Origin of the sequence: Seonamhaeicola sp., from assembly GCF_028281565.1 — a bacterium.
Taxonomy (GTDB): domain Bacteria; phylum Bacteroidota; class Bacteroidia; order Flavobacteriales; family Flavobacteriaceae; genus Seonamhaeicola.
Genome location: NZ_JANQJQ010000047.1, coordinates 191,084 through 211,906, shown reverse-complemented (window position 1 = coordinate 211,906; position 20,823 = coordinate 191,084). Strand labels below are relative to the sequence as shown.

The following is a 20,823-nucleotide window of genomic DNA, read 5'->3' as shown; positions in this document are numbered from 1 at the left end:
CACTAAAATTTGATTTTTAACACCTCTTGCTTTAGTAGATCACCGGAATAATATTCCATAACCCAATCATTCCCTTTTTTAAATAAAACAGCACTTTTACCTTCAACTAAAAACACGTTGTCAAGTCCGGTTTTCTTAATTTTATAAACCACTTTGGGTGAGCTGTCAACCAATTGAAATCCGTTTGTGATTTCCTGGGCGTATAAAACCCCTGAAGACTCTTGTTTCATCACAGGCTTAGCCTGTTCTATCTTTTTTTCCGGAACTATTTCCGGAACAGGCTCAACTTCTGGTTTTACCTCTGGCACTTCTTCTTTTGCTTTGACCTTTTCCTTTTTCAGGCTTTCAATTTCAGCTTTTAATTCCTGTATTTCTTTAGACACCTCATTTTTAACTACAGGTTGTTGCGGCGTACTTGGTGTTGTTGCTAAAGACGTAATACTTTCACTGGGTTTGTACGTATAATTCAAGTTCCCAAGGTGTTTAAAAGCACCTCTAATAGCATAGTTATAAGCTTTTTGAAACTCCTTTTCCCTGCTCTCTCCTAAAGGCGATGTATAAACGACCTGGTCATTACAGTCTTTAAGTTCAACTTTCAATTTAGTTCTAAACATGCCCGGCTCTTTTAAAACATCTGATCTTAATGCCAAACATCTGTTCATTTTTAAATCATCAGGATAATCTGCTCCTTCCATCATGGCACTAAAACCATGTTTTTTAAATAAAAACTCTGCCAATGAATTTAATTGATACTGATCTTTCTCCTTTAAAAAATCAAACTTTTGGGGAACAATTATGTATTTGTAATTATTCAAACTTGATTGAGAGAAAACAAACGAAATCATTAAAAAAAAGATACCAGATAATATAAGCTTAATTTTCATTTTTATTAAATATATAGTTAAACCCGAATTGTAAAGATACACTTTGTGCATTATAAATATTCTGATATTCTAAAAAATTATCTGCCATTACATAAAAATTCACACCTCCTAATTGGGCTGAAACACCTAATCCAATATTGCTAAACGAATAAGAATCTATGGTATAAGAAGCTTTAATACTTAACGCGTTGAATAACTTTCTGTAATAATATAGTGAGAGCGCAACCTGAGGCTGTTTAGGCCTTTTTATTGCATATAATTGCAAACCCATTCTGTTTAAATACTCGGGGTCTTGAGCCGTACAATCACAGGCCTCATCTTTTTTTTCACCAAAACTATAGTTTAATGAAGCATTTAGCTTTAACGGACGCCAGGTTGTATACTTGGTGGTTGTAGTATCCAGAGTGAACAAATCAACAAATTCTTCTTCTATCTCGGTCCAATACTCGTCTGCTGTTTGACCGGTTCCCACTTCCGGAAAAATTGGATTTATGCCTTCAAACACATAGTCCCCTTCTAACTCATGGTTTTCTACATCTTTACTATGCCTTATAAACCCGAGGTCCAAAAGGCTTCCATCTAAATACCATTGTTTATTTATCTGATATGTAAACCCTAAATCAATCCCCAATCCCAAATTACCACTAAATGGTATTTGCCTGATAAGGTCCTTTGTTTCAAAATCCGAATCTTCAGTCAAATTCACCAATCCTGAAGTTTTAAGGCTCATATCTATATCAAAAACATGATCATAAACATTATTATCACCTTCTCTAGTGACGAAAACCCCATTATTATCTGTTGAATTCAAATTTATAATACTGGAATAAATCTTCCCTCTTACACCAAATGTAAATTTTTCATTTACCTTTTTATTATATCCCACATGTAATACCGAAATTAATTCAGCTGCCCCGTTTAAATGATCTAAACTAAAAGGTCTGTTTATATTGTTTTGATTACCCTCGTAAACCAATATAGCGTAGTCCTTAGGGAAATACAAGATAGCATCTAACTCCTGATAAAGCCCAAAGCTGATATATGCATTTTTATCGTAACTGGGTCCATAAGCAAAACCTCCAGAGAAAATTTCAAGCTGCTGATTAACAGTAAAGAAATCATTAGGTCTTAAATCATATACAATACGTTCTAATTTAGAATTAAAATCAACACCATCATCGGCAAACAGATCGTAAACGGATACACCCGAAGTACCTGCATTAACATGAACATGAGACAATAAAGGAATACCAAAATAACCATTGTTATTTACCTTAGCTCCGGGGTTTTGTATAAGTGATTGAGGTATCTCAGAAAAGCCATATAATACTTGCTTATTTTGAGTATAGGTCAAACCTGTCAAAAAGAAAATCGGCCAAAAATACCTCATCATAGTGTGTCGTCTATGTTTAAGTAAAAAGTCCCTTTTGATTTCATGTTAATGGTCCCTGGCGTATTTTCATTTATAGGTGTACCATCCAATAAACTAAGTGTAAATATTAATTTCCTGGTGGCTTTCAGGCTTACAAGATCATCACCTTCAAACACCTCTGTATAATTTGAATTTAATACTGCATTGTTGGGTGAAGAAGGCACCGTATAGTCAAAACTATGTACAAGAACATCAGCATCTGCTAAAAAGTCCACTCTTAATTGAAAACTACGGTTTATAGAGTTCTGAGTTTCAAAAAAAAATGCAGCTTTTACCAAATAGTCTTGTACAAATTGATCCTCAAAGACATCAATCAATACCGAATCCTGAACCGTGGTTACTTCGGCATTATTTTCATAGAATTGATTTGCCGGCTCATTTAAAAAGATAAGGCTTGACTCAACTACAGGTGAAACTTCAAAATCATCAACCTGATTAAAATCAACATCTTTAGTACAAGCCAATAAAACTATACCCGATACCCCTAAAATCAGGTAGGTATTTAATATTTTCTTTTTCATTTTTTTTCGAGTTAAAATACCAAAGTATTCAAACTTTTTTTATAAGATCTTTTTTAAATCTATAAGGTTATTAACTTGTTTAACACTGGTTTTATTGTTATGGTTGGTATTAAAAAAAACAACATCCATACCAATATTCATAGCTCCCAATATATCAGCTTCATAACTATCACCAATCATAATACTGGTTTCTACTTTGGCTTCAGCTTTTTCAAGAGCGTAATTAAAGATTTTAGGATTTGGCTTTTTAACACCTACCATTTCAGAATTTGTCACTGTTTTAAAAAAACCACTTATTTTAGATTGGGTTAATTTTTTATGTTGAACCTCTTCAAAACCGTTAGTTATAATATGCAAACTATAATGAAGCTGTAAATAATTCAATATTTCGACGGCGTTGTCAAGCAAAAAATTAAATGTTGTTAAATAGGTTATATAGTCTTCTGATAATTTAAAGATCAAATCTTCATTCACTTGCCTATTAACTGCTAAAAAAGCATCATTTAACCTACCAAAACGCAGTGATTTTTTATCGATCTTTTCTTCTCTGTAAAGCTTCCAATACTTTAAATTAATGGGTTCATAATGAAATAAAAAATCTTCAATTTTAACATCAATTTGGTTAAGCTTAAATATCTTTTCAAATGTCAAGGCTGAATTCCTGTCAAAATCCCAAAGTGTATGATCTAAATCAAAAAAAACATCTGTTATTCCATTAGTCTTCATTAGCGGATTCTAAAATTAGATTAAACAATTCTTTAAAGCCTTTCCAGCGCTCCATATCTGCAAACGTATAATTATGAAATACCGGAATAAACTCACCATTAACCTGCTTCACTTCATTTATAAGTTCATTTAAAACTTTCTTTTTATCTAATAAAGATCGGTTTTCCAATAAGGCATAATCCATCAAGTGATAAGAATAAATTCTTAAAGGTGTTTGCACTTCATAATCTAAATCATAGAATAAAAACGGAGTACAGGATCCGGCTCTGAAACCAATTTGGTTTACATACCCCATGGTATAATCTTCTTTGATCTCTAAATCGATCAGGTTTCTGTAAGATTCCGGTAGATTAATCCTGGAAAATGACTGCCTGGATGCTTGCAACGGATTGTTTAAGATGTCTTCCATCCTATTCTTTTCCTTTTTAAGAATATTAATATCGTCAATAGCAAAAAACGACATTTTTAATCCCACATTACAATAATCGGCTATATGTTTTATAAGGGACACAAAACTTTTTTTATTGGCATTGATACCTTTATCAAAGGTTGAATAATCACCTATTAAAAAGAAAAACAGGAATTTATCCTTACTTAATTTTTGCCTGTTGATGATATACTTGAAGGTATCAAACGGATCATGCTTAAATCCAAGAAGCACAGCAAATCTAAGGTACAAGCTTCTAAATCTAAATTGGAACAAATCTTTTACGGTGCCACCAATGGTCCGCATAATGCCTTTAAGTTTATAGCTATAAGCACTGGGAACGTCAATAACAGGTTTTACACGATAGGTTTTAACCGGAAATTCAAAATCGGGGAATTGGTTTTGCAAGGCCTCCTTAAATTTATATGCCCAAATATCTACCACGGGCTGATGTAAAAAATCGTGCTTATAAGCTAAACTTTCGGTTGCGGTAAAACGCCCAAACTCATCTTTTACATGGGGCAAATATTCTTCGTAACGTGATAGCAAATAAAAAGATGCGGCAAAGATATCGAACGGAATAACGCCTTTTTCTCCTATAAAAAAGAAACACTTGGTATGGTCCCAATCGTGCACATGAATCTCAACATCCGATAGTCCCTGTTGAAACATAATATCATGACTTCTTACAAAAAACTCGTTACCAAGTTGTTGCCTGGTGTACGACATCTTTAAACTGTCATGAGCAATAAACGCTTCTATTTTAGTAGTAAAATCTACCTCTATACCCAAAATCCTGGTACAAATATGTTTGAAAACATACTTAACTCTGGGAGAAATATTATGCGTATATACTAATAACATGTTTCAAATGTAAATTCCAAAACTAAAAATCTAAATGTACAATTCAATTCGCTTATAGATGTATTGGAGTTTGTAATTTGGGTTTTATGATCTAACCTAAAAAAGGTTTTCATCAGCAAAACTAAAATATGATATTTCGGTTATAATTATGTGGTCTAAAACTTTTATATCCAGACTTTGAGCGGCATGCTTCAATTTAGTAGTAATTTGTTTATCGGCTTCGCTGGGTCTTAAGGTTCCTGAAGGATGATTATGAACTAATATCAATCCGGTAGCTCCTACCCGCAAAGCACTTTTGAGTACCAGACGCACATCGACTATAGTGCCTGTAATCCCCCCTTTACTAAGCTGGTTCTTTTGAATAACCTTGTTAGAATTGTTCAAATAAATGATCCAGAATTCTTCATGCTGCAGCTCGCCAATGATGGGTTGCATTAATTCAAAAACCGACAGACTTGAAATTATTCTCTTTTTCTCTAAAGCTTCTTCGCCACGTCGTCGCCTACCTAATTCCAGGGCAGCTGCAATGCTAACGGCTTTAGCTTCGCCAACCCCCTTAAATGCCATAAGTTGTTCAATGGAAAGTTTTCCTAATTCGCTTAAATTATTATCAACACTGGCTAAAATTCGTTTACATAAAGCCACGGCACTTTCATCTTTGTTGCCCGAACCAATTAAGATAGCAACCAATTCTGCATCACTTAAAGTAGTTTTTCCTTTAAATAAAAGTTTCTCTCTGGGTTGATCATCCTGTGACCAATTCTTTATTGAAAAAGAAGCATTGTTTCCTGCCATTTGATAAAGATAAATATTGTAAATTTCTGGTGCAATTTAAATTAAGCTTTACTATGAAATCATTGTTTGAAACTGATGCCCACCAAGAAATTCTTAACAGAATAAACAACCTGACAGACAAAACAGAACCACAATGGGGCATCATGAATGTAGGGCAAATGCTAAAACATTGCCAGGGACCACTTGAAGTTTCAATGGGTAAAAAAGAACTCCATGCCAATTTAGGCTTTATGAAAAAAATGATTTTCAAACTTTTTAAGTCCAGCTTGTACAACGACAGGCTGTATAAACCCGGAATACCTACGGCTCCGGAATATGTAGTTAGAACGGAACACGATTTTAATACTGAAAAAACTAATTTGAAAACCGTCATTGACGAGTTCAACAGTTTAAAAAACAAAACGGATTGGACTGAGCATCCGCTTTTTGGAAACTTCACGCCGGAACAATGGGGAAAAGCACAATACAAACATTTAGACCATCACCTTAGACAATTTGGGGTTTAAGCAATAAAGTAACTTAAAACAAATATCATGAAACCACTAAAAAAAGAAGATATTAAGCAAGAAGTATTTGATCTTTATGATGACTACGCTCATAACAAGTTAGACAGACGCCAGTTTATTGAAAAGCTGTCACTTTATGCCGTTGGTGGTATTACTGTAACGTCATTATTAAGTTTTATTTCGCCTAACTATTTAGAAAATCTGGTGGTTCAACCGGATGATAATCGAATAGACTCGGAATATATCACCTACGAATCTCCTAAAGGCGGTGGCACCATTAAAGGGTTATTATCTAAACCAAAGAATGCATCTAAAAAACTGCCTGGTGTTGTTGTAGTTCATGAAAATCGTGGTTTAAATCCTTATATTGAAGATGTTGGAAGACGTACCGCTGTTGAGGGTTTTATAAGTCTTGCACCTGATGCTTTAACGCCGCTTGGCGGTTATCCGGGAAATGATGATGAAGGCAGAGCCATGCAACGTAAAAGAGACAGGAATAAAATGTTAGAAGATTTTATTGCAGCTTATGACTACCTAAAAAACCATAAAAACTGCAACGGGAACATTGGCGTGGTCGGATTCTGTTTTGGTGGCTGGATATCTAATATGATGGCGGTAAAAGTACCTGCTCTAAAGGCTGCCGTTCCATTTTATGGCGGACAACCCTCTGCCGAGGATGCTGCAAAAATTAAAGCCCCTTTGTTATTACAATTTGCAGAATTGGATAAGAGAGTTAACGCCGGCTGGCCGGACTATGAAAACGCCTTAAAAGCGAATAATATTGAATACAAGGCTCATTTTTATCCGGGTGTTAATCACGGATTCCATAATAACAGTACACCAAGATATGATGAAGCTGCAGCTACTTTAGCCTGGGAACGGACTATTCAGTTTTTCAAGAAGCATTTAAAATAAGCTCCTAAAACCAATATTAATATGCTTTAAAAGCTAAGCCAAAAGTTAAAAATATGCCCCTGTTAGTTTTGGGTTGTTTATGTCGATCTGTGTTGACATTTAAAAAAAGAATTATTAATTTTTTTTACATAAAGAAATGAATATTTCAATACCGGAGTAGTATGTTGGTTTTTTTTAATTTTATTCATACAAAGCCTTTTGACCAGTAATGAAAAAACAATACGAAGACGATACTACTCTTATTTTAGAAAGTGAATTATACCGTACTACCACAACCATTTTAAAAGGAAAAGATTATGTATTGCTAGTAGACCCCAATTGGCTGCCTAATGAAATTAATTATATTCATTCTAAAATTCAAAATTTAGGAAAACAAAAATTAAAAAAGTTAGTTTTCACGCATTCCGATTTCGATCACATTATAGGCTATGGAAAATTTAACCACTTTGACACCATTGCTTCTGAAGAATTTGTACAAAACACCAAAAAAGAGAAAATACTAAAAGAAATAATAAACTTTGATGATTCCTACTATATTACCAGAGATTATAAAATTTCGTATCCTAAGATTGGCACAACGATTTGTAATGATGGTGAAAGCTTAAAAATTGGAGAAGACGCTTACCAATTCTTCTTGGGGAAAGGGCATACTGCTGATGGTTTGATCATATTCAACGAATCTAAAGGTATATTGATAGTGGGAGATTATTTAAGCAATATTGAATTTCCATTTATTTATCACAGCCTGGAAGCATACCGAAATACGCTAAATAAAATAGAAGCCCTTATAGCAAAAAAACGAGTTAATTTATTAGTAGTAGGACATGGAGATTTCACCTCAAAAGCCTCTGAAATGATAAATAGAATTAATGATTCCAGAATTTATTTAAACATGTTAGAATCCTATGTAAAAGAAAATAAAGAGTTCCCAATAGATACATATCTAAAAAACTACAATTATACAATAGGCTTAAAACTGTGTCATGAAGAAAATGTTAGCTTTTTGAAAAAATCTTTATTAGGCTAATCTTTCAAAAAAGTGCTTTCACTTCTTCAAAATCCAATCCGCCATAGTTCCCGGAGCTCATTAATAACAGAGCTTTATTCTCAAAGTTTTGAGAAAATAAAAAATCTTTAAAATCGTCTGGATTAGTGTAAATGATTAAATCGTCTCGCTGAAAAGCATTGGCTATTTGCTCATGAGTTATGGCGTCCAGTTTTTTAATTTCAACTGCATGTGGGGAATAAAAAACAACAGCAACATCCGCCGAATCTAAAGCGCCTTTGTATTCTTTTAAAAATTGTGCATCCAAGCTACTGTAAGTGTGTAATTCCAGACAGGCAACCAAAGTCCGGTTTTGATATTGCTCTTTAACGGCCTTTGTAGTAGCCTCAACTTTACTGGGCGAGTGTGCAAAATCTTTATAAGCTACACTATCAGTACTTTCAGCTATTTTTTCCAGGCGTTTACTGGCCCCTTTAAAGGTGGCAATGGCTTCATAAAAATCGTCTTCATCAATACCCATGTGCTGGCAGATCCATTTGGCACCTGCTAAATTATTGAGGTTGTGTTTTCCAAACACTTCGATAGGCAATGGCCCTTCTGATGTTTCTAAAAGTGTTTGCCCGTTTTCAACGGTATATTCAGGGGTTTGATATGGTATTTTTCTAATAGTATTTTCTGAAACTTCCACTACACGTTTTACTTCCGGGTCTTCTTCATTGTAATTAATACTTCCGCCACTTACTATGGAGTCGACAAAAATGCCGAACTGCTCCACATAGTTTTCATAGGTTGGGAATACATTAATATGGTCCCAGGCAATGCCGCTCAATAAGGCTATATTGGGTTTGTACAAATGAAATTTTGGACGTCTGTCAATGGGTGAACTTAAATACTCATCGCCTTCAAGCACTATAAAATCATTTTCTTCAGTCAGTTTTACCATCACATCAAAGCCTTCCAGTTGTGCGCCTACCATATAATCGACCTCTCTGTCATGATAATGCATAACGTGTAAAATCATGGATGTAATAGTCGTTTTTCCATGACTACCACCAATAACAACACGGGTTTTGTGTTTGGATTGCTCATACAAAAACTCCGGGTAACTATATATTTTAAGTCCTAATTCCTGTGCTTTTAATAACTCCGGATTGTCTTCCTTGGCGTGCATCCCCAGCACTATGGCATCAAGGTTTTCAGTAATCTTTTCCGGAAACCAGCCAAATGTTTCCGGCAACAGGCCTTTGGCTTCTAATCTTGATTTTGAAGGTTCAAAAATAGTATCGTCACTTCCGGTAACCTGATATCCTTTATTATATAATGCCAATGCCAGATTGTGCATGGCGGCACCGCCAATAGCTATAAAATGTACGTTCATGTAACAAATGTCAAGAAGGAAATATCAAAAAGCAAATTAAAGCGCCAATATTTTAGCCTTTTCTTCTTCAGCCTGTACAAAATCAGCTCTTACAGCTAATGCTTTATTGATCCATTTAAGCGCTCCGGTTTTATCGAGTTTATTTTTGCGAATTTGGGCTAACCTGAAGTAACCCCATTCGATAGGCACGCCATCCTTTACGGAGTGGTTTTCTATGAAAACCAATAAACAACGCTCGCCCTTTTCTAACTGTATATTGTAATCTGCACACACCTTACCAATCTGATAATGCATGGCATTTCTGTTATGTTTTTTATAAGCCTGTTCTATATTTTTAATGGCCTTTTTGGGCTGGTTTTGATTTTCATAAAAACTGGTGAGCTTATCAAAGCAAGTAACTGATCCTCCAATCTCCAACGCCTGTTTATAGTACTTTTCAGCAAGCTCCGGCTCATCATCGTATTCATGGATATAACCTTTGGCCAAATAGCCGTCAACTTTCGAGAGGTTTTCCAATTCATTGGCATAACGCAAGGATTTATTTTTACTGCCGCCAATAATTCCGGGTAACTGCATATATAATTCTACAAGAGCCCAACGTACATCTATATGTTCTGGGTCTAACTCAGCTGCCTTTAGAAAGGCCGTTTTTGCGTCACCTATAATACCTACGGCTTTAAGTTTATTAACAGACAAAGCCTTCATTCCCAAAACACCTCCATATTTGTAGTAGTAATTGGCATTATGGGCATCTGCATCCACCAACTTTTTAAACTCAATAATAGCCTTATCCCACTTCTTCTGATGTCCGTAGGCGTCCCCTAAAAGTTCAATGGCTCGAATATGATTGGGGTGATCATTAACATAACTTGTTAAAACACCTTCGGCACGTTCAAATTGTTTCTCCTTAATGAGTTTCTCAGCCTTCTCAACATTTGGCTGACCAAAAGCGAGTATTGGGATAAATAGTATATAGAAAAATTTGTTCATAAATTTTATGTCGGAAACACAAAGTTAATCATTACAGGTTTCTCTGAAAATGACTAACTTCACTCAACCGAAATTATTGTTCACTCATTCAGCTTTTTTTGGTATAGCTTTTGAAAGTACTTTAGATGTAAACTAATTTACAATGAAACGAATTTTACCTTTTTTAATAATTATTCTATTTTCTAATGTCTCTCTGGCTCAAAAAGATGATTACGCACCTCTCTGGAAAAAAGTGGAGCATTTTGAAATTGAAGGGCTACCTAAATCTGCCTTAAAAATAGTGGAGGATATTTCATCCGGGGCAAAAAAAACCAATAACGCACCACAGCTTATAAAGACCATGATCTTTAAAAGCAAATTTGCTTTGATTTTAGAAGAAGATGCCCAATTGAAAATTATTAATGATTTTAAAGCTGAAATCCAAAAGAGTGAATTCCCTACTAAAAATATACTTGAAAATGTGTTAGCCAATTTGTACTGGCAATATTTTAAACACAACAGATGGAAGATTTATAACAGGACTAAGGTGGCTTCAGCCTCTGTAGTCAAAACGGATTTCAGAACATGGGATTTACAAACTTTGTTCAATGAAGTTCATACACATTATCAAAATTCTCTCCAAAATGGACTAATGCTTCAATTAGAGCCGCTAGACAAATACGATGCTATTATAAACACCCAAAAAGATTCTAAAATATACAGACCTACGTTGTTCGATTTTTTGAATCATAATGCTTTAGAATTTTATAAAACCAATGAAAGTCATATTACAAAACCTGCTTACAAGTTTGAGATAAATAACATAGATTATTTAGGTGATGCTCTGACATTCTCCGGATTGAAAATAGAGTCAAAAGATTCAACCTCTTTACAATTAAACGCTTTAAAAATCTACCAGGACCTGATCCAGTTTCATTTAAAGGACAAATCGCCCAAAGCTTTAGCAAACGTTAATATTGAACGTTTAAAGTTTGTAAACCAGCATGCCACTTTCAGTAACAAACAAGAGGTGCTTTTAAAAGCATTCCAGTCTGAAAGTGCTAAATTAAACACTCATAAAGTTTCTGCTTTATATGACTTTGAAATAGCGTCAATTTACCACGAGCAAAGTAGAAGATATAGTCCAAAAACAGCGGAAGCTTATCGTTGGAAAGCTAAAGAAGCCATCGATATTTGCAACAAGGTTATAGAAAAATTTCCTGAAAGTAACGGTGCTGAAAAATGTAAAGTCTTAAAACAGCAAATAGAACAAGAATCCCTAAATATTACGGCCGAATCATTTTTGCCTATTCAAAAACATGCCAGGTTATTGCTGCGCTATAAAAATTTAGACACCCTTCAATTTAGAGCTTATAAGTTAAACGAAAGGCAGTTTGAGGCATTCAATAAAACTTACAGGCAGGAGGACAAATGGGAATTTATCAACAAATTAGATGTTACTAAATCCTGGGAAAGCACGTTACGTAATGAATATGATTATCAAACACATACCACGGAAGTTTTAATACCGAAACTAAATAATGGCAGATATTTAGTTGTTGCTACAAACGACAAAAACTCACAAGACACTTATGCTTTTGCCACACTTCAAATAACTGATATGGCATTGGTAGATGCTGAAAATGACACCCATCAAATCTTTCAAATCATTAATAGAAATAACGGTGCCCCAGTTGTTAATGCTAATGTAGAATTATCGTTTTACACGAGGAATTCAAAAAACAAACAAACGCAGCAGCATACTACAAATAGTCTTGGCAAAATAAAAATTGAAAAGGATAATAGCTATTACAGAAATGTAACTTTGAAAGTTAAAACAGGGAATGATCTTGCTTATTTTGGCAACTATTGGATGGGCAGTTCCCAAAGGTCTGCAAGGGAACAACCCCAATACAAAGCTTTTGTTTTTACAGACAGAAGCATCTACAGGCCCGGGCAAACTGTATATTTTAAGGCTATTGCCATGAAAACCAAAAACGGAAAATCTGAGGTTGTAGCTAATGAGCCTGTCTATGCTACTTTATATGACGTCAATGATGATGAAATAAAAGAACTTGAATTTAAAACCAATGAATATGGTTCTGTGTCAGGAGCGTTTATCCTCCCTAATAACGGTTTAAATGGTGAGTATTATATTGAGTTTGATGGTGATAGGGAAGATTTTTATCTGGAACACAGGTTCTCTGTTGAAGAGTACAAACGCCCTAAGTTTGAAACCAAGTTTGAACCGATCACGGAAACCTTTAAAGTAAACGATTCTGTGACTGTGAAAGGAAATGCTTTGGCTTATGCCGGAAGTAACATTACCGGGGCCAAAGTGGTTTACAGGGTTCACCGCAAAGTACAATATCCAAGATGGTATTATTGGTATCACCCTCAATTCAATAGTGAACCGCAAGAGATTACCCATGGTGAAAGTGTCACGGATGCATCCGGTAATTTTGAAATTACTTTTAAAGCGATTCCGGACCAAAGTGTTGATAAAAGCAGTTTACCTGTTTTTAAATATGAAGTTACCGCTGATGTCACTGATGTTAATGGGGAAACCCGAAGTGCCACAACAGTTGTTAATGTTGGATATCATGCCCTGGTTGCAAACATTGCTATTGATGGCAAACTTGACAAAACCAAAAAGGATCATAACATCACTATAGATACTAAAAACTTAAATGGTGAATTTGTTCCGGCAAAAGGTACTGTTAAAATTTACAAATTGGTCGCTCCTAAATCAGTTTTAAGGCCACGCCCCTGGAACGCTCCGGATTATCAGGAGTTCTCTGAAGAAGCTTTTAAAAACCTATTCCCTCATGATGCTTACGTCAATGAGCATGACCCGAAAAACTGGAAAAAAGGCGACCTGGTTTTTGAAAAACCATTCAATACTGAAACCTCCAAAAAACTTAAACTCGGAAGGATAAAAAAATGGCAATCCGGTAAATACCTGGTCACTTTGGAGAGTAAGGACAAGTTTGGTCAAAACGTAAAAGACGAAACAAAAATTACCCTTTACAGTGATGGTGATAACACTTTAGCCGACAATCAGCTGTTTAGCATCACAACCAATAAATCATCTTACAACGTTGGTGACACCGCGTATATCACTATAGCTTCTGCGGCTGAAAATATGTCGGTAACCGTTGCTGTTGAAAAGGATAAAAAGATCATTCAAACCGAAATTATTCAACTTAATAACAATAAGAGAGTTATTAGTATTCCTGTTACCAAAGATGACATGGGCGGGTTTGTAGTTCATTACAGTTTAGCTGCTTTTAATAGTTTTAAATCGGGCACACAAGCCATTTCCGTACCCTATCCGAAAACCGATTTAGATATTGAAACCGCTACGTTCAGAGACCGTTTACAACCGGGAACGGATGAAACCTGGAGCTTTAAAATAAAAGGGACTAAAGGAGATAAGGTCAGTGCCGAATTATTGGCAAGTATGTATGACGCGTCTTTAGACCAGTTTAAACCCCATTCATGGAATTTCAACCCCATTAATACCCCAATCTATTATGCATCCTATAGAAGTAATGCCAGCCAGAGTTTTAGTAAAAGCAGCTTTAGAGTATACAATAAAAACGGGTATCGCTTTAATTACCCTCAACAATCTTTTGATCAGTTTAATTGGTTCGGGCTTAGTTTTACTAATAACAGATGGGTATACAATAAGTACCTGAGGAGTTTAAGAAATAACCGTAAAATTAATTTTACTTCTACATTCGATAAATCCATAAAGAAAGGCGTTATAGTTGGTACCGTATATGATGAAACGGGAGAAGTTCTACCTGCTGCCAATGTATTAATAAAGGGGACATCTACGGGAACCACAACTGATTTTGACGGTAATTTTACCATTGAAGCAAGTAAAAATGACGCCATAGAAATTAGTTTTATAGGGTACATTACCCAAACTGTAGCAGTTGGAGGAAAAAACCGATTCAACATTTTTCTATTTGAAGACAGCGCTGGTTTGGATGAAGTTGTCGTTGTTGGTTACGGTACAAGTCAAAAGAGAGCGTTGACCGGTTCTGTTGCTATGGTTTCAGAGCAAGAAATCAGATCTACATCGGGTGTACAAGATGCTTTGGCGGGAAAAATAGCTGGTTTGAGTATTGGCGCTAATGCTGTAGATACCGAATCTAACATTCAAATACGTGGTGTTGGTTCATCCTCAGGCAAAAAGCCCTTATTTATAGTTGATGGTAAAGTAGTTGAAGGTGATCTTGATATTCCCGCGAGTGACATTCAATCCATGGATGTTTTAAAAGACGCTTCCGCAATGGCCATTTACGGTGCTAGAGCTGCAAATGGGGTCATTATAATCACTACTAAAAAAGGATTAAATGCTTTAACCCAGGTAAAAGTTAGAAAAAATCTTCAAGAAACGGCCTTTTTCTTCCCGCATTTAAACACGGATGAAGACGGCCATGTAAGCTTTAGTTTTACCACACCTGAAGCCTTAACCCAATGGAAATTACAATTGTTAGCACATACCAAAACTATGGAAAGTGCTACCAAAACTCTAACCGCCGTTACTCAAAAAGAACTGATGGTCATTCCAAACGCACCCCGCTTTTTACGTGAAGGTGACCAGATAACCATCAGCACTAAAATTGCAAATCTTACAGAGCAACAGCTTTCAGGGCAAGCTATGCTGATTCTAACCGACGCTATTTCCGGGGATAATATTACAAATATCCTGGTATCTTCGAGCACCTCAGACACCAAAGTGTTTAACGTTGATGTCAAAGGAAACACTGAAGTATCATGGAACTTAACTATTCCTGACAATGTACAGGCGGTTCAATATAAAGTCATTGCCAAATCAAATGACTTTAGTGATGGGGAACAAAATGCACTTCCGATATTATCAAACCGCATGTTAGTTACTGAGACTTTACCGATGTGGATCAAAAGTAACGAAACCAGAACATTCACTCTGGACAAATTGAAAAATGTGTCATCAAATACATTAAAACATCACAAACTGACTTTGGAGATGACGTCTAACCCGGCCTGGTATGCGGTTCAGGCATTACCTTATTTAATGGAATATCCGTACCAGTGTAACGAGCAAACCTTCAGCAGATATTATGCCAATGCATTAGCTAGTCATATTGCGAATTCAAACCCGAGAATTCAGGAAGTGTTCAATCAGTGGGCATCTGAAAATACACTCATTTCCAACCTTGAAAAGAATCAGGAATTAAAATCCATTATTATCCAGGAAACGCCCTGGTTAAGGGATGCGCAAAGTGAAACCGAACAGAAAAAACGTATTGCCTTGTTATTCGATCTGAATAAAATGAATAATGAATTGCGATCAGCCTTAAGCAAACTTGAGAATAATCAAATGCCTTCGGGAGCCTGGGCCTGGTTTCAAGGTGGGCGAGAAAACAGATACATGACGCAGCATATCATCACTGGTTTTGGTCACTTAAAACATCTCAATGTCATTCAGAGCGGCAGCGAAGAATCTATGATTAAAGAAGCCATCAAATACCTCGATGGGCAGTTTGTAAAAGAATACAAAGACCTTAGAAAATACGATACCGACAGAGATCTGAATAAAGACCATTTAAGCTATACGCAATTACATTATTTGTACATGCGAAGCTTCTATCCGGAAATCAAGAGATCTAAAGAAATTGAGGAGATCAGCCGGTACTATTTAACTCAAATTCGGAAGTATTGGTTAAGTCGTTCATTATATGCCAAAGGCTTAATGGCTTTGGTGTCGTATAGAAGTAACGACTCTAAAACAGCCGGTAAAATTTTAAGATCATTGCAAGAAAACAGCATTACTTCAGAGGCGTTAGGCATGTACTGGAAAGCCAATACCAATTCCTGGTTCTGGTATCAGGCTCCTATTGAAACCCAGGCCTTATTGATTGAGGCGTTTTCAGAAGTCGGTTCTGTCATTCTAAGCGAAGCAGAGCAGGTTGAAACCATTGACAATCTTAAAATCTGGCTACTTAAAAACAAGCAAACAAACCGGTGGAAAACTACCAAAGCGACCACCGATGCGGTATATGCCTTATTACTTCAAGGTAGTGATTGGTTAAGTGTTACCGATATGGTCGATATCACGTTAGGTGAAAAACCGATAGAACCTTCAAAGTTGGAACAGGTTAAAGTTGAAGCCGGAACCGGTTATTTTAAAACCTCCTGGAGCACCTCAGACATTAAACCGCACATGGGAGAAGTCACGCTTACCAAAAAAGGTGATGGTATTGCCTGGGGCGGATTGTATTGGCAGTATTTTGAAGATCTGGACAAAATAACTTCTGTAGAAACACCTCTTAAACTCAATAAAAAATTATTCTTAAAAAAGAACGGCGATACCGGTGAAGAAATCTCTGAAATTACGTCTGAGACCAATCTTAAAGTTGGTGATTTGATAAGAGTTCGTATCGAATTGCGAAGTGACAGAGCTATGGAATTTGTACATATGAAAGATATGAGAGCCTCCGGATTAGAGCCTGTAAACGTATTATCAAAATATAAATGGCAAGATGGATTAGGGTATTATGAAAGCACAAAAGACGCTTCTACCAATTTCTTTTTTGATTATCTGCTAAAAGGGGTTTATGTTTTTGAATACGATTTAAGAGTTAATAATGCCGGTAATATGAGTAATGGTATCACCACCATTCAAAGTATGTATGCCCCAGAATTTAGTAGCCACAGTGAAGGCGTTAGAGTTCATATAAAATAGTGAATTGTGTTAGTTTCCTACTTAAGTTTCGACCTAAGGAATCATGTAGTTTATTTTTAAATTACTATATTTCAGTCTACTAACTATAAATTTATTATTATGAATTCAAAAGTTTTTATGGTCATAAGAATACTTCTGGGCCTTTACGTATTAGTATTTGGCCTTAACAAATTCTTTCATTTTATTCCATTTGGTGAGATGCCGGCAGAAGCCGGAGCCTATTTTACGGCATTATCATCTGCCAAAGTCATGACTTTGGTGGCCATTGTAGAAATTGCTACCGGTTTAGCACTGATCTTAAACAAATACGGGGCCTTAATGACCGTAATTTTAATGAGTGTTTCTGTGAATGCTTTTTTATTTCACATGATGCTAGCACCGGAAGGCATTGGTGGAGCCGTTGTACTATTAGTACTTAATGTGGCCGCCTTAATTGGCTATAAAGACAAGTATAAGGATTTACTTAGTTAAATCTCATAATTTATAAAGAGGCCTAAGGTCTCTTTTTTTTGATCTACATATTTCTGTAAAACTATAAATGAAAAAAATCATTTATTTTTGTGATGATGAAACGCCCCCAAATAACATATCATCATTTTTCTAAAGCAACCTTTCTACTGGTTTTATTGGTTTTATTGTCGTGCAAAACCAACAAAAATGTTACCAAGAAAGACATGGTTGCCAGAAGCAATCCGAAAATTTTATTCTTAAACTACACCATTGAAAAAACGAATAATAGCAGTAAGCGCATTTCACTTATTAATAAAATTAAGGCAGACGGAACATTAAAACAAAACAACTTCTTTAAAAAAGGCGTTCATGGGGACTTAAACTGTAATTTATTAGATAAAAAAGGACATACTATAGAAAGCTTTGTCATTAAAAACCCGTTGTTCAAAACCATTGAATATGTTGATGAGTCGAAGCATTTTAAAGTAAAACAGCTTGACCTGGATAATGCACAATTCACTTTGCGGTTTCAATTAAACCCCAGTGTGACATCTATTTCAATCACTGAAATAGACACGTTAAATACAACGCCGAAACCCCTGATCAAAACCGAGCTTAATTAATGCGACATTATATCACATATCTTTTAATCCTTTCGAACATTTACTTTGGGTTTGCACAAATTTTTGATGTGGAACCCATTAAAATTTCAGGTGATGATAATAAACGTATTAACCTGGTCATTTTAAGCGAAGGATACCAGACAAGTGAACTTTCAGACTTTATTACCGATGCCACAAACTTTACAAATGACATGTTCAGTCAGTCGCCTTTTTCTGAATACACTAATTATTTTAATGTATATGCCATTAAGGTGGATTCCAATGAAAGTGGCTCAGACCATCCCGGAACAGCTACCGATGTCACCGAACCGGCTTCACCCATTACAAGTGCAGATACCTATTTTAACACCTCATATGATAGTTTTGGTTACCACAGGTTATTATACTCCTCAGATTACGCCACAATAAGCACCGTTTTAGCAAATAATTTTCCAAGCTATGACCAGGCTCTAATTTTAGTAAACTCTGATGTATATGGTGGAAGTGGGGGTACTTACCCGTTTGCCTCAACCGGCGTCAGTGCCAATGAAATTGCGATACATGAATTGGGGCATTCCCTTTTCAATTTAAAAGACGAATATTATCCCGGTGACGCCCTGGCAGCAGAAGCCATAAACATGACCCAGGAGACCAGTACAAGTTTGGTGAAATGGAAAAACTGGATTGGTATTAATGGCATTGGTATTTACCCCTATGGGACTTCCGGTACTCCTGCTACCTGGAACAGGCCGCATCAAAACTGTAAAATGCGCTATTTAGGATCGCCTTTTTGTTCTGTATGCAAAGAAGGTATGATTGAAAGGATTCACGATTTGGTATCTCCAATTGATTCCTATACACCGGTTTCAAATACGGTAAATAATCCCGGTTTTCCGTTAGATTTTGAATTGACATTATTACATCCAACCAATAAGGATTTAGAAAGAACATGGACTTTAAATAGTACAAATTTCGCCAATGATGTTGATGCTATTTCTCTTTTAGAAGCAGATTTGAATGATGGAGCAAACACGTTAAGCGTAGTTGTTACCGATAATAACAGCTTTTTAAAAGTGGATAATCACGAAACCATTCACGTGTATACGGTAAACTGGACCATTAACTATTCGTCATTGGGAATAGACGATATTTTGAGCGAAGAAAACAGGTTTAAAATAGACATGTTCCCTAATCCGGCAAGTACATTGTTAAACTTTAAAATTGAAAGTGAAGTTCATTCGAACTTACGTATTAACCTGGTGAGTCTTGACGGTAAAAAAGTTAAGTCTGCCAAATTAAATGCTTTTTCCGAAATCAATATTAGCCGGTTAAACCCCGGAATTTATATGGCCAATATTTATGCTGATAATATGTTGATTGCCAGTAAAAAAGTGATTAAAAATTAGCCTGTTTTCAGTTTTAGGGAATTCTTTTTTTGATCAACAATATTTGTCCCAAATGACTGGATTGGTGCTCCATGACATGGTACCAGGACCAATGGTTATTCATTCTGTAGCCTTCCGGTGTTTGTGCCAGCCATGCATCATCTTTTCCTTTTAAATACTCTAAAGTTTTTTCCCTGACCGTACTGAAAATATCCAGGTAGTGGCTAATAGGCTTCCCTTTAAATTGCTTTCTTGCTTCCTCCCCCATAGACATTCTTATACCCCATTCTTTTTGTTCTTCTTCATTAAACTCTCTGCCCTCAAACGTATAAACCTGGTAAAACTTTTCAGTAGCCGCTAAATGCAAAATGAGGGTTCCTATGGTGTTGGCATTTTCATCCAATAAAAAATCTGTTGATGCAACATCTAAATCCTTCACAGTATATTCAACTCTTTGTTTCATGTCATTTAACATGGAAACAAGAACACCTATATTAGGTGTAAACCCCTCTTCTGCTTTTATTATACGTTGGGCATGTAATGGCAGCGTCATTGTAAAACAAACCAGAGCAGTTAAGACTTTTTTCATGGCTTCAATTTTTAGGTGGATAATTAACAAGTACTTTTTCAACTATTGCTTTTAAACGTTCATCGCGATTTTCAGGTGAAGCACTGGGGTTAAAACTAGACTCACTTACGGCCTGCCAAAACAGACCTTTACCCTTTTCATCTACAAAGTCAATAGTGATCTGTCGGCTTACATTAGACTGACCAACCGGAATTCCTATGGAAACACCGCCTCCCACATTACGTCCACCACCGCCCAGGCCAACACCTACCGTGTTACGTGGTCCTCCCTGAAATTCAGCACTTCTTATATCAATTAAAAAATCGGGATTGTCAGAAACTTTAAACCCTAGGGCACTCATTTTCGCATCTATGGCATCCAATAGGCGTTTAGTGTCCAATGCACTCAAACCTGTCTTCATATCGCCGTAATACTGATAGCTTTTGTACTTAGAAAAATCGGTGGTTTTATCAAAATCGTAGTTCACTCTAATAGGCGCACAACCAACTATGAGAAAAGCAAGTAATACTATTTTTAATGATTTCATTTTCAATAATTTTTTGATGAGATCCTAATATTCATCAGGATTAGTTCAACTAATCAATTTATAAAATTGAAGTTTCACTAAGTTAATCAAAAATTACGCCATTAAG

At 35.8% G+C, this 20,823-nt stretch carries 17 protein-coding genes; 7 read left to right on the top strand and 10 right to left on the bottom strand.

Annotated elements, in window-relative coordinates:
* Positions 1-2: 2 nt before the first annotated feature.
* From Q0983_RS20490 to radC, 6 genes are all read right to left on the bottom strand, one after another.
* Positions 3-884 carry a hypothetical protein gene (locus Q0983_RS20490; protein ID WP_299557132.1) on the bottom strand — a complete coding sequence of 294 codons (882 nt, stop codon included), beginning with the start codon at positions 882-884 and terminating at the stop codon, positions 3-5.
* A complete protein-coding gene (locus tag Q0983_RS20485; protein ID WP_299557130.1) occupies positions 874-2,277 on the bottom strand; it encodes a DUF5723 family protein in 1,404 nt (467 codons plus the stop codon). Before Q0983_RS20485 ends, Q0983_RS20490 begins: the two co-directional genes overlap by 11 nt.
* Positions 2,274-2,837 (bottom strand): hypothetical protein, encoded by a 564-nt coding sequence (locus Q0983_RS20480; RefSeq protein WP_299557128.1) that lies wholly within the window; start codon positions 2,835-2,837, stop codon positions 2,274-2,276. Before Q0983_RS20480 ends, Q0983_RS20485 begins: the two co-directional genes overlap by 4 nt.
* Positions 2,838-2,876: 39 nt before the next feature.
* Entirely contained in the window at positions 2,877-3,563 is a 687-nt protein-coding gene (locus Q0983_RS20475; protein WP_299557126.1) for a YjjG family noncanonical pyrimidine nucleotidase, read from the bottom strand.
* Complete coding sequence (locus tag Q0983_RS20470) at positions 3,553-4,854, bottom strand: polysaccharide deacetylase family protein (protein WP_299557124.1); 1,302 nt, start codon at positions 4,852-4,854, stop codon at positions 3,553-3,555. The genes Q0983_RS20475 and Q0983_RS20470 overlap by 11 nt, the downstream gene beginning before the upstream one ends.
* Positions 4,855-4,950: 96 nt before the next feature.
* Positions 4,951-5,649 carry a DNA repair protein RadC gene (gene radC / locus Q0983_RS20465; RefSeq protein ID WP_299557122.1) on the bottom strand — a complete coding sequence of 233 codons (699 nt, stop codon included), beginning with the start codon at positions 5,647-5,649 and terminating at the stop codon, positions 4,951-4,953.
* A gap of 53 nt (positions 5,650-5,702) precedes the next feature.
* On the opposite strand from radC, the gene Q0983_RS20460 reads away from it, so the two are divergent.
* From Q0983_RS20460 to Q0983_RS20450, 3 genes are all read left to right on the top strand, one after another.
* Positions 5,703-6,155: a DUF1569 domain-containing protein gene (locus tag Q0983_RS20460; RefSeq protein ID WP_299557120.1), complete on the top strand. Its 453-nt coding sequence runs from the start codon at positions 5,703-5,705 to the stop codon at positions 6,153-6,155.
* A 27-nt stretch (positions 6,156-6,182) separates the two neighbouring features.
* Entirely contained in the window at positions 6,183-7,070 is an 888-nt protein-coding gene (locus tag Q0983_RS20455) for a dienelactone hydrolase family protein (protein ID WP_299557118.1), read from the top strand.
* A gap of 208 nt (positions 7,071-7,278) precedes the next feature.
* Positions 7,279-8,097, top strand: coding sequence for an MBL fold metallo-hydrolase (locus Q0983_RS20450; RefSeq protein ID WP_299557116.1), 819 nt, complete (start codon positions 7,279-7,281; stop codon positions 8,095-8,097).
* Between the two features lie 4 nt (positions 8,098-8,101).
* Here Q0983_RS20450 and Q0983_RS20445 read toward each other — a convergent pair whose 3' ends face one another.
* Positions 8,102-9,454 carry a Mur ligase family protein gene (locus Q0983_RS20445; protein ID WP_299557114.1) on the bottom strand — a complete coding sequence of 451 codons (1,353 nt, stop codon included), beginning with the start codon at positions 9,452-9,454 and terminating at the stop codon, positions 8,102-8,104.
* Positions 9,455-9,490: 36 nt separating this feature from the next.
* Positions 9,491-10,444, bottom strand: coding sequence for a tetratricopeptide repeat protein (locus Q0983_RS20440; RefSeq protein WP_299557112.1), 954 nt, complete (start codon positions 10,442-10,444; stop codon positions 9,491-9,493).
* Between the two features lie 142 nt (positions 10,445-10,586).
* Between Q0983_RS20440 and Q0983_RS20435 the strand changes: the two genes are divergently transcribed.
* The 4 genes from Q0983_RS20435 (at position 10,587) to Q0983_RS20420 (ending at position 19,623) form a co-directional block, all read left to right on the top strand.
* Positions 10,587-17,165: an MG2 domain-containing protein gene (locus tag Q0983_RS20435; protein WP_299557110.1), complete on the top strand. Its 6,579-nt coding sequence runs from the start codon at positions 10,587-10,589 to the stop codon at positions 17,163-17,165.
* Positions 17,166-17,264: 99 nt separating this feature from the next.
* Positions 17,265-17,636 carry a DoxX family membrane protein gene (locus Q0983_RS20430; RefSeq protein WP_299557108.1) on the top strand — a complete coding sequence of 124 codons (372 nt, stop codon included), beginning with the start codon at positions 17,265-17,267 and terminating at the stop codon, positions 17,634-17,636.
* A gap of 92 nt (positions 17,637-17,728) precedes the next feature.
* On the top strand, positions 17,729-18,238 hold the full coding sequence (locus Q0983_RS20425; RefSeq protein WP_299557106.1) for a hypothetical protein: 510 nt from the start codon (positions 17,729-17,731) through the stop codon (positions 18,236-18,238).
* Positions 18,238-19,623, top strand: a complete 1,386-nt coding sequence (locus Q0983_RS20420; protein ID WP_299557104.1) for a M64 family metallopeptidase — start codon at positions 18,238-18,240, stop codon at positions 19,621-19,623. The genes Q0983_RS20425 and Q0983_RS20420 overlap by 1 nt, the downstream gene beginning before the upstream one ends.
* Before the next feature lie 13 nt (positions 19,624-19,636).
* On the opposite strand, the gene Q0983_RS20415 is transcribed toward Q0983_RS20420, so the two are convergent.
* Together Q0983_RS20415 and Q0983_RS20410 are read right to left on the bottom strand one after the other, a co-directional pair.
* Positions 19,637-20,191: a DinB family protein gene (locus Q0983_RS20415; RefSeq protein WP_299557102.1), complete on the bottom strand. Its 555-nt coding sequence runs from the start codon at positions 20,189-20,191 to the stop codon at positions 19,637-19,639.
* Positions 20,192-20,195: 4 nt separating this feature from the next.
* Positions 20,196-20,717 (bottom strand): DUF4136 domain-containing protein, encoded by a 522-nt coding sequence (locus Q0983_RS20410; protein ID WP_299557100.1) that lies wholly within the window; start codon positions 20,715-20,717, stop codon positions 20,196-20,198.
* Between the last annotated feature and the right edge of the window lie 106 nt (positions 20,718-20,823).

Excerpts from the sequence above, each read along its gene's own strand:
- Q0983_RS20445 (WP_299557114.1), bottom strand. The coding sequence starts at position 9,454 with ATGAACGTACATTTTATAGCTATTGGCGGTGCCGCCATGCACAATCTG.
- Q0983_RS20425 (WP_299557106.1), top strand. The coding sequence starts at position 17,729 with ATGATGAAACGCCCCCAAATAACATATCATCATTTTTCTAAAGCAACC.
- Q0983_RS20450 (WP_299557116.1), top strand. The coding sequence starts at position 7,279 with ATGAAAAAACAATACGAAGACGATACTACTCTTATTTTAGAAAGTGAA.
- Q0983_RS20475 (WP_299557126.1), bottom strand. The coding sequence starts at position 3,563 with ATGAAGACTAATGGAATAACAGATGTTTTTTTTGATTTAGATCATACA.
- Q0983_RS20470 (WP_299557124.1), bottom strand. The coding sequence starts at position 4,854 with ATGTTATTAGTATATACGCATAATATTTCTCCCAGAGTTAAGTATGTT.
- Q0983_RS20440 (WP_299557112.1), bottom strand. The coding sequence starts at position 10,444 with ATGAACAAATTTTTCTATATACTATTTATCCCAATACTCGCTTTTGGT.
- Q0983_RS20410 (WP_299557100.1), bottom strand. The coding sequence starts at position 20,717 with ATGAAATCATTAAAAATAGTATTACTTGCTTTTCTCATAGTTGGTTGT.
- radC (WP_299557122.1), bottom strand. The coding sequence starts at position 5,649 with ATGGCAGGAAACAATGCTTCTTTTTCAATAAAGAATTGGTCACAGGAT.
- Q0983_RS20460 (WP_299557120.1), top strand. The coding sequence starts at position 5,703 with ATGAAATCATTGTTTGAAACTGATGCCCACCAAGAAATTCTTAACAGA.
- Q0983_RS20490 (WP_299557132.1), bottom strand. The coding sequence starts at position 884 with ATGAAAATTAAGCTTATATTATCTGGTATCTTTTTTTTAATGATTTCG.
- Q0983_RS20480 (WP_299557128.1), bottom strand. The coding sequence starts at position 2,837 with ATGAAAAAGAAAATATTAAATACCTACCTGATTTTAGGGGTATCGGGT.
- Q0983_RS20415 (WP_299557102.1), bottom strand. The coding sequence starts at position 20,191 with ATGAAAAAAGTCTTAACTGCTCTGGTTTGTTTTACAATGACGCTGCCA.
- Q0983_RS20455 (WP_299557118.1), top strand. The coding sequence starts at position 6,183 with ATGAAACCACTAAAAAAAGAAGATATTAAGCAAGAAGTATTTGATCTT.
- Q0983_RS20435 (WP_299557110.1), top strand. The coding sequence starts at position 10,587 with ATGAAACGAATTTTACCTTTTTTAATAATTATTCTATTTTCTAATGTC.
- Q0983_RS20420 (WP_299557104.1), top strand. The coding sequence starts at position 18,238 with ATGCGACATTATATCACATATCTTTTAATCCTTTCGAACATTTACTTT.
- Q0983_RS20485 (WP_299557130.1), bottom strand. The coding sequence starts at position 2,277 with ATGATGAGGTATTTTTGGCCGATTTTCTTTTTGACAGGTTTGACCTAT.
- Q0983_RS20430 (WP_299557108.1), top strand. The coding sequence starts at position 17,265 with ATGAATTCAAAAGTTTTTATGGTCATAAGAATACTTCTGGGCCTTTAC.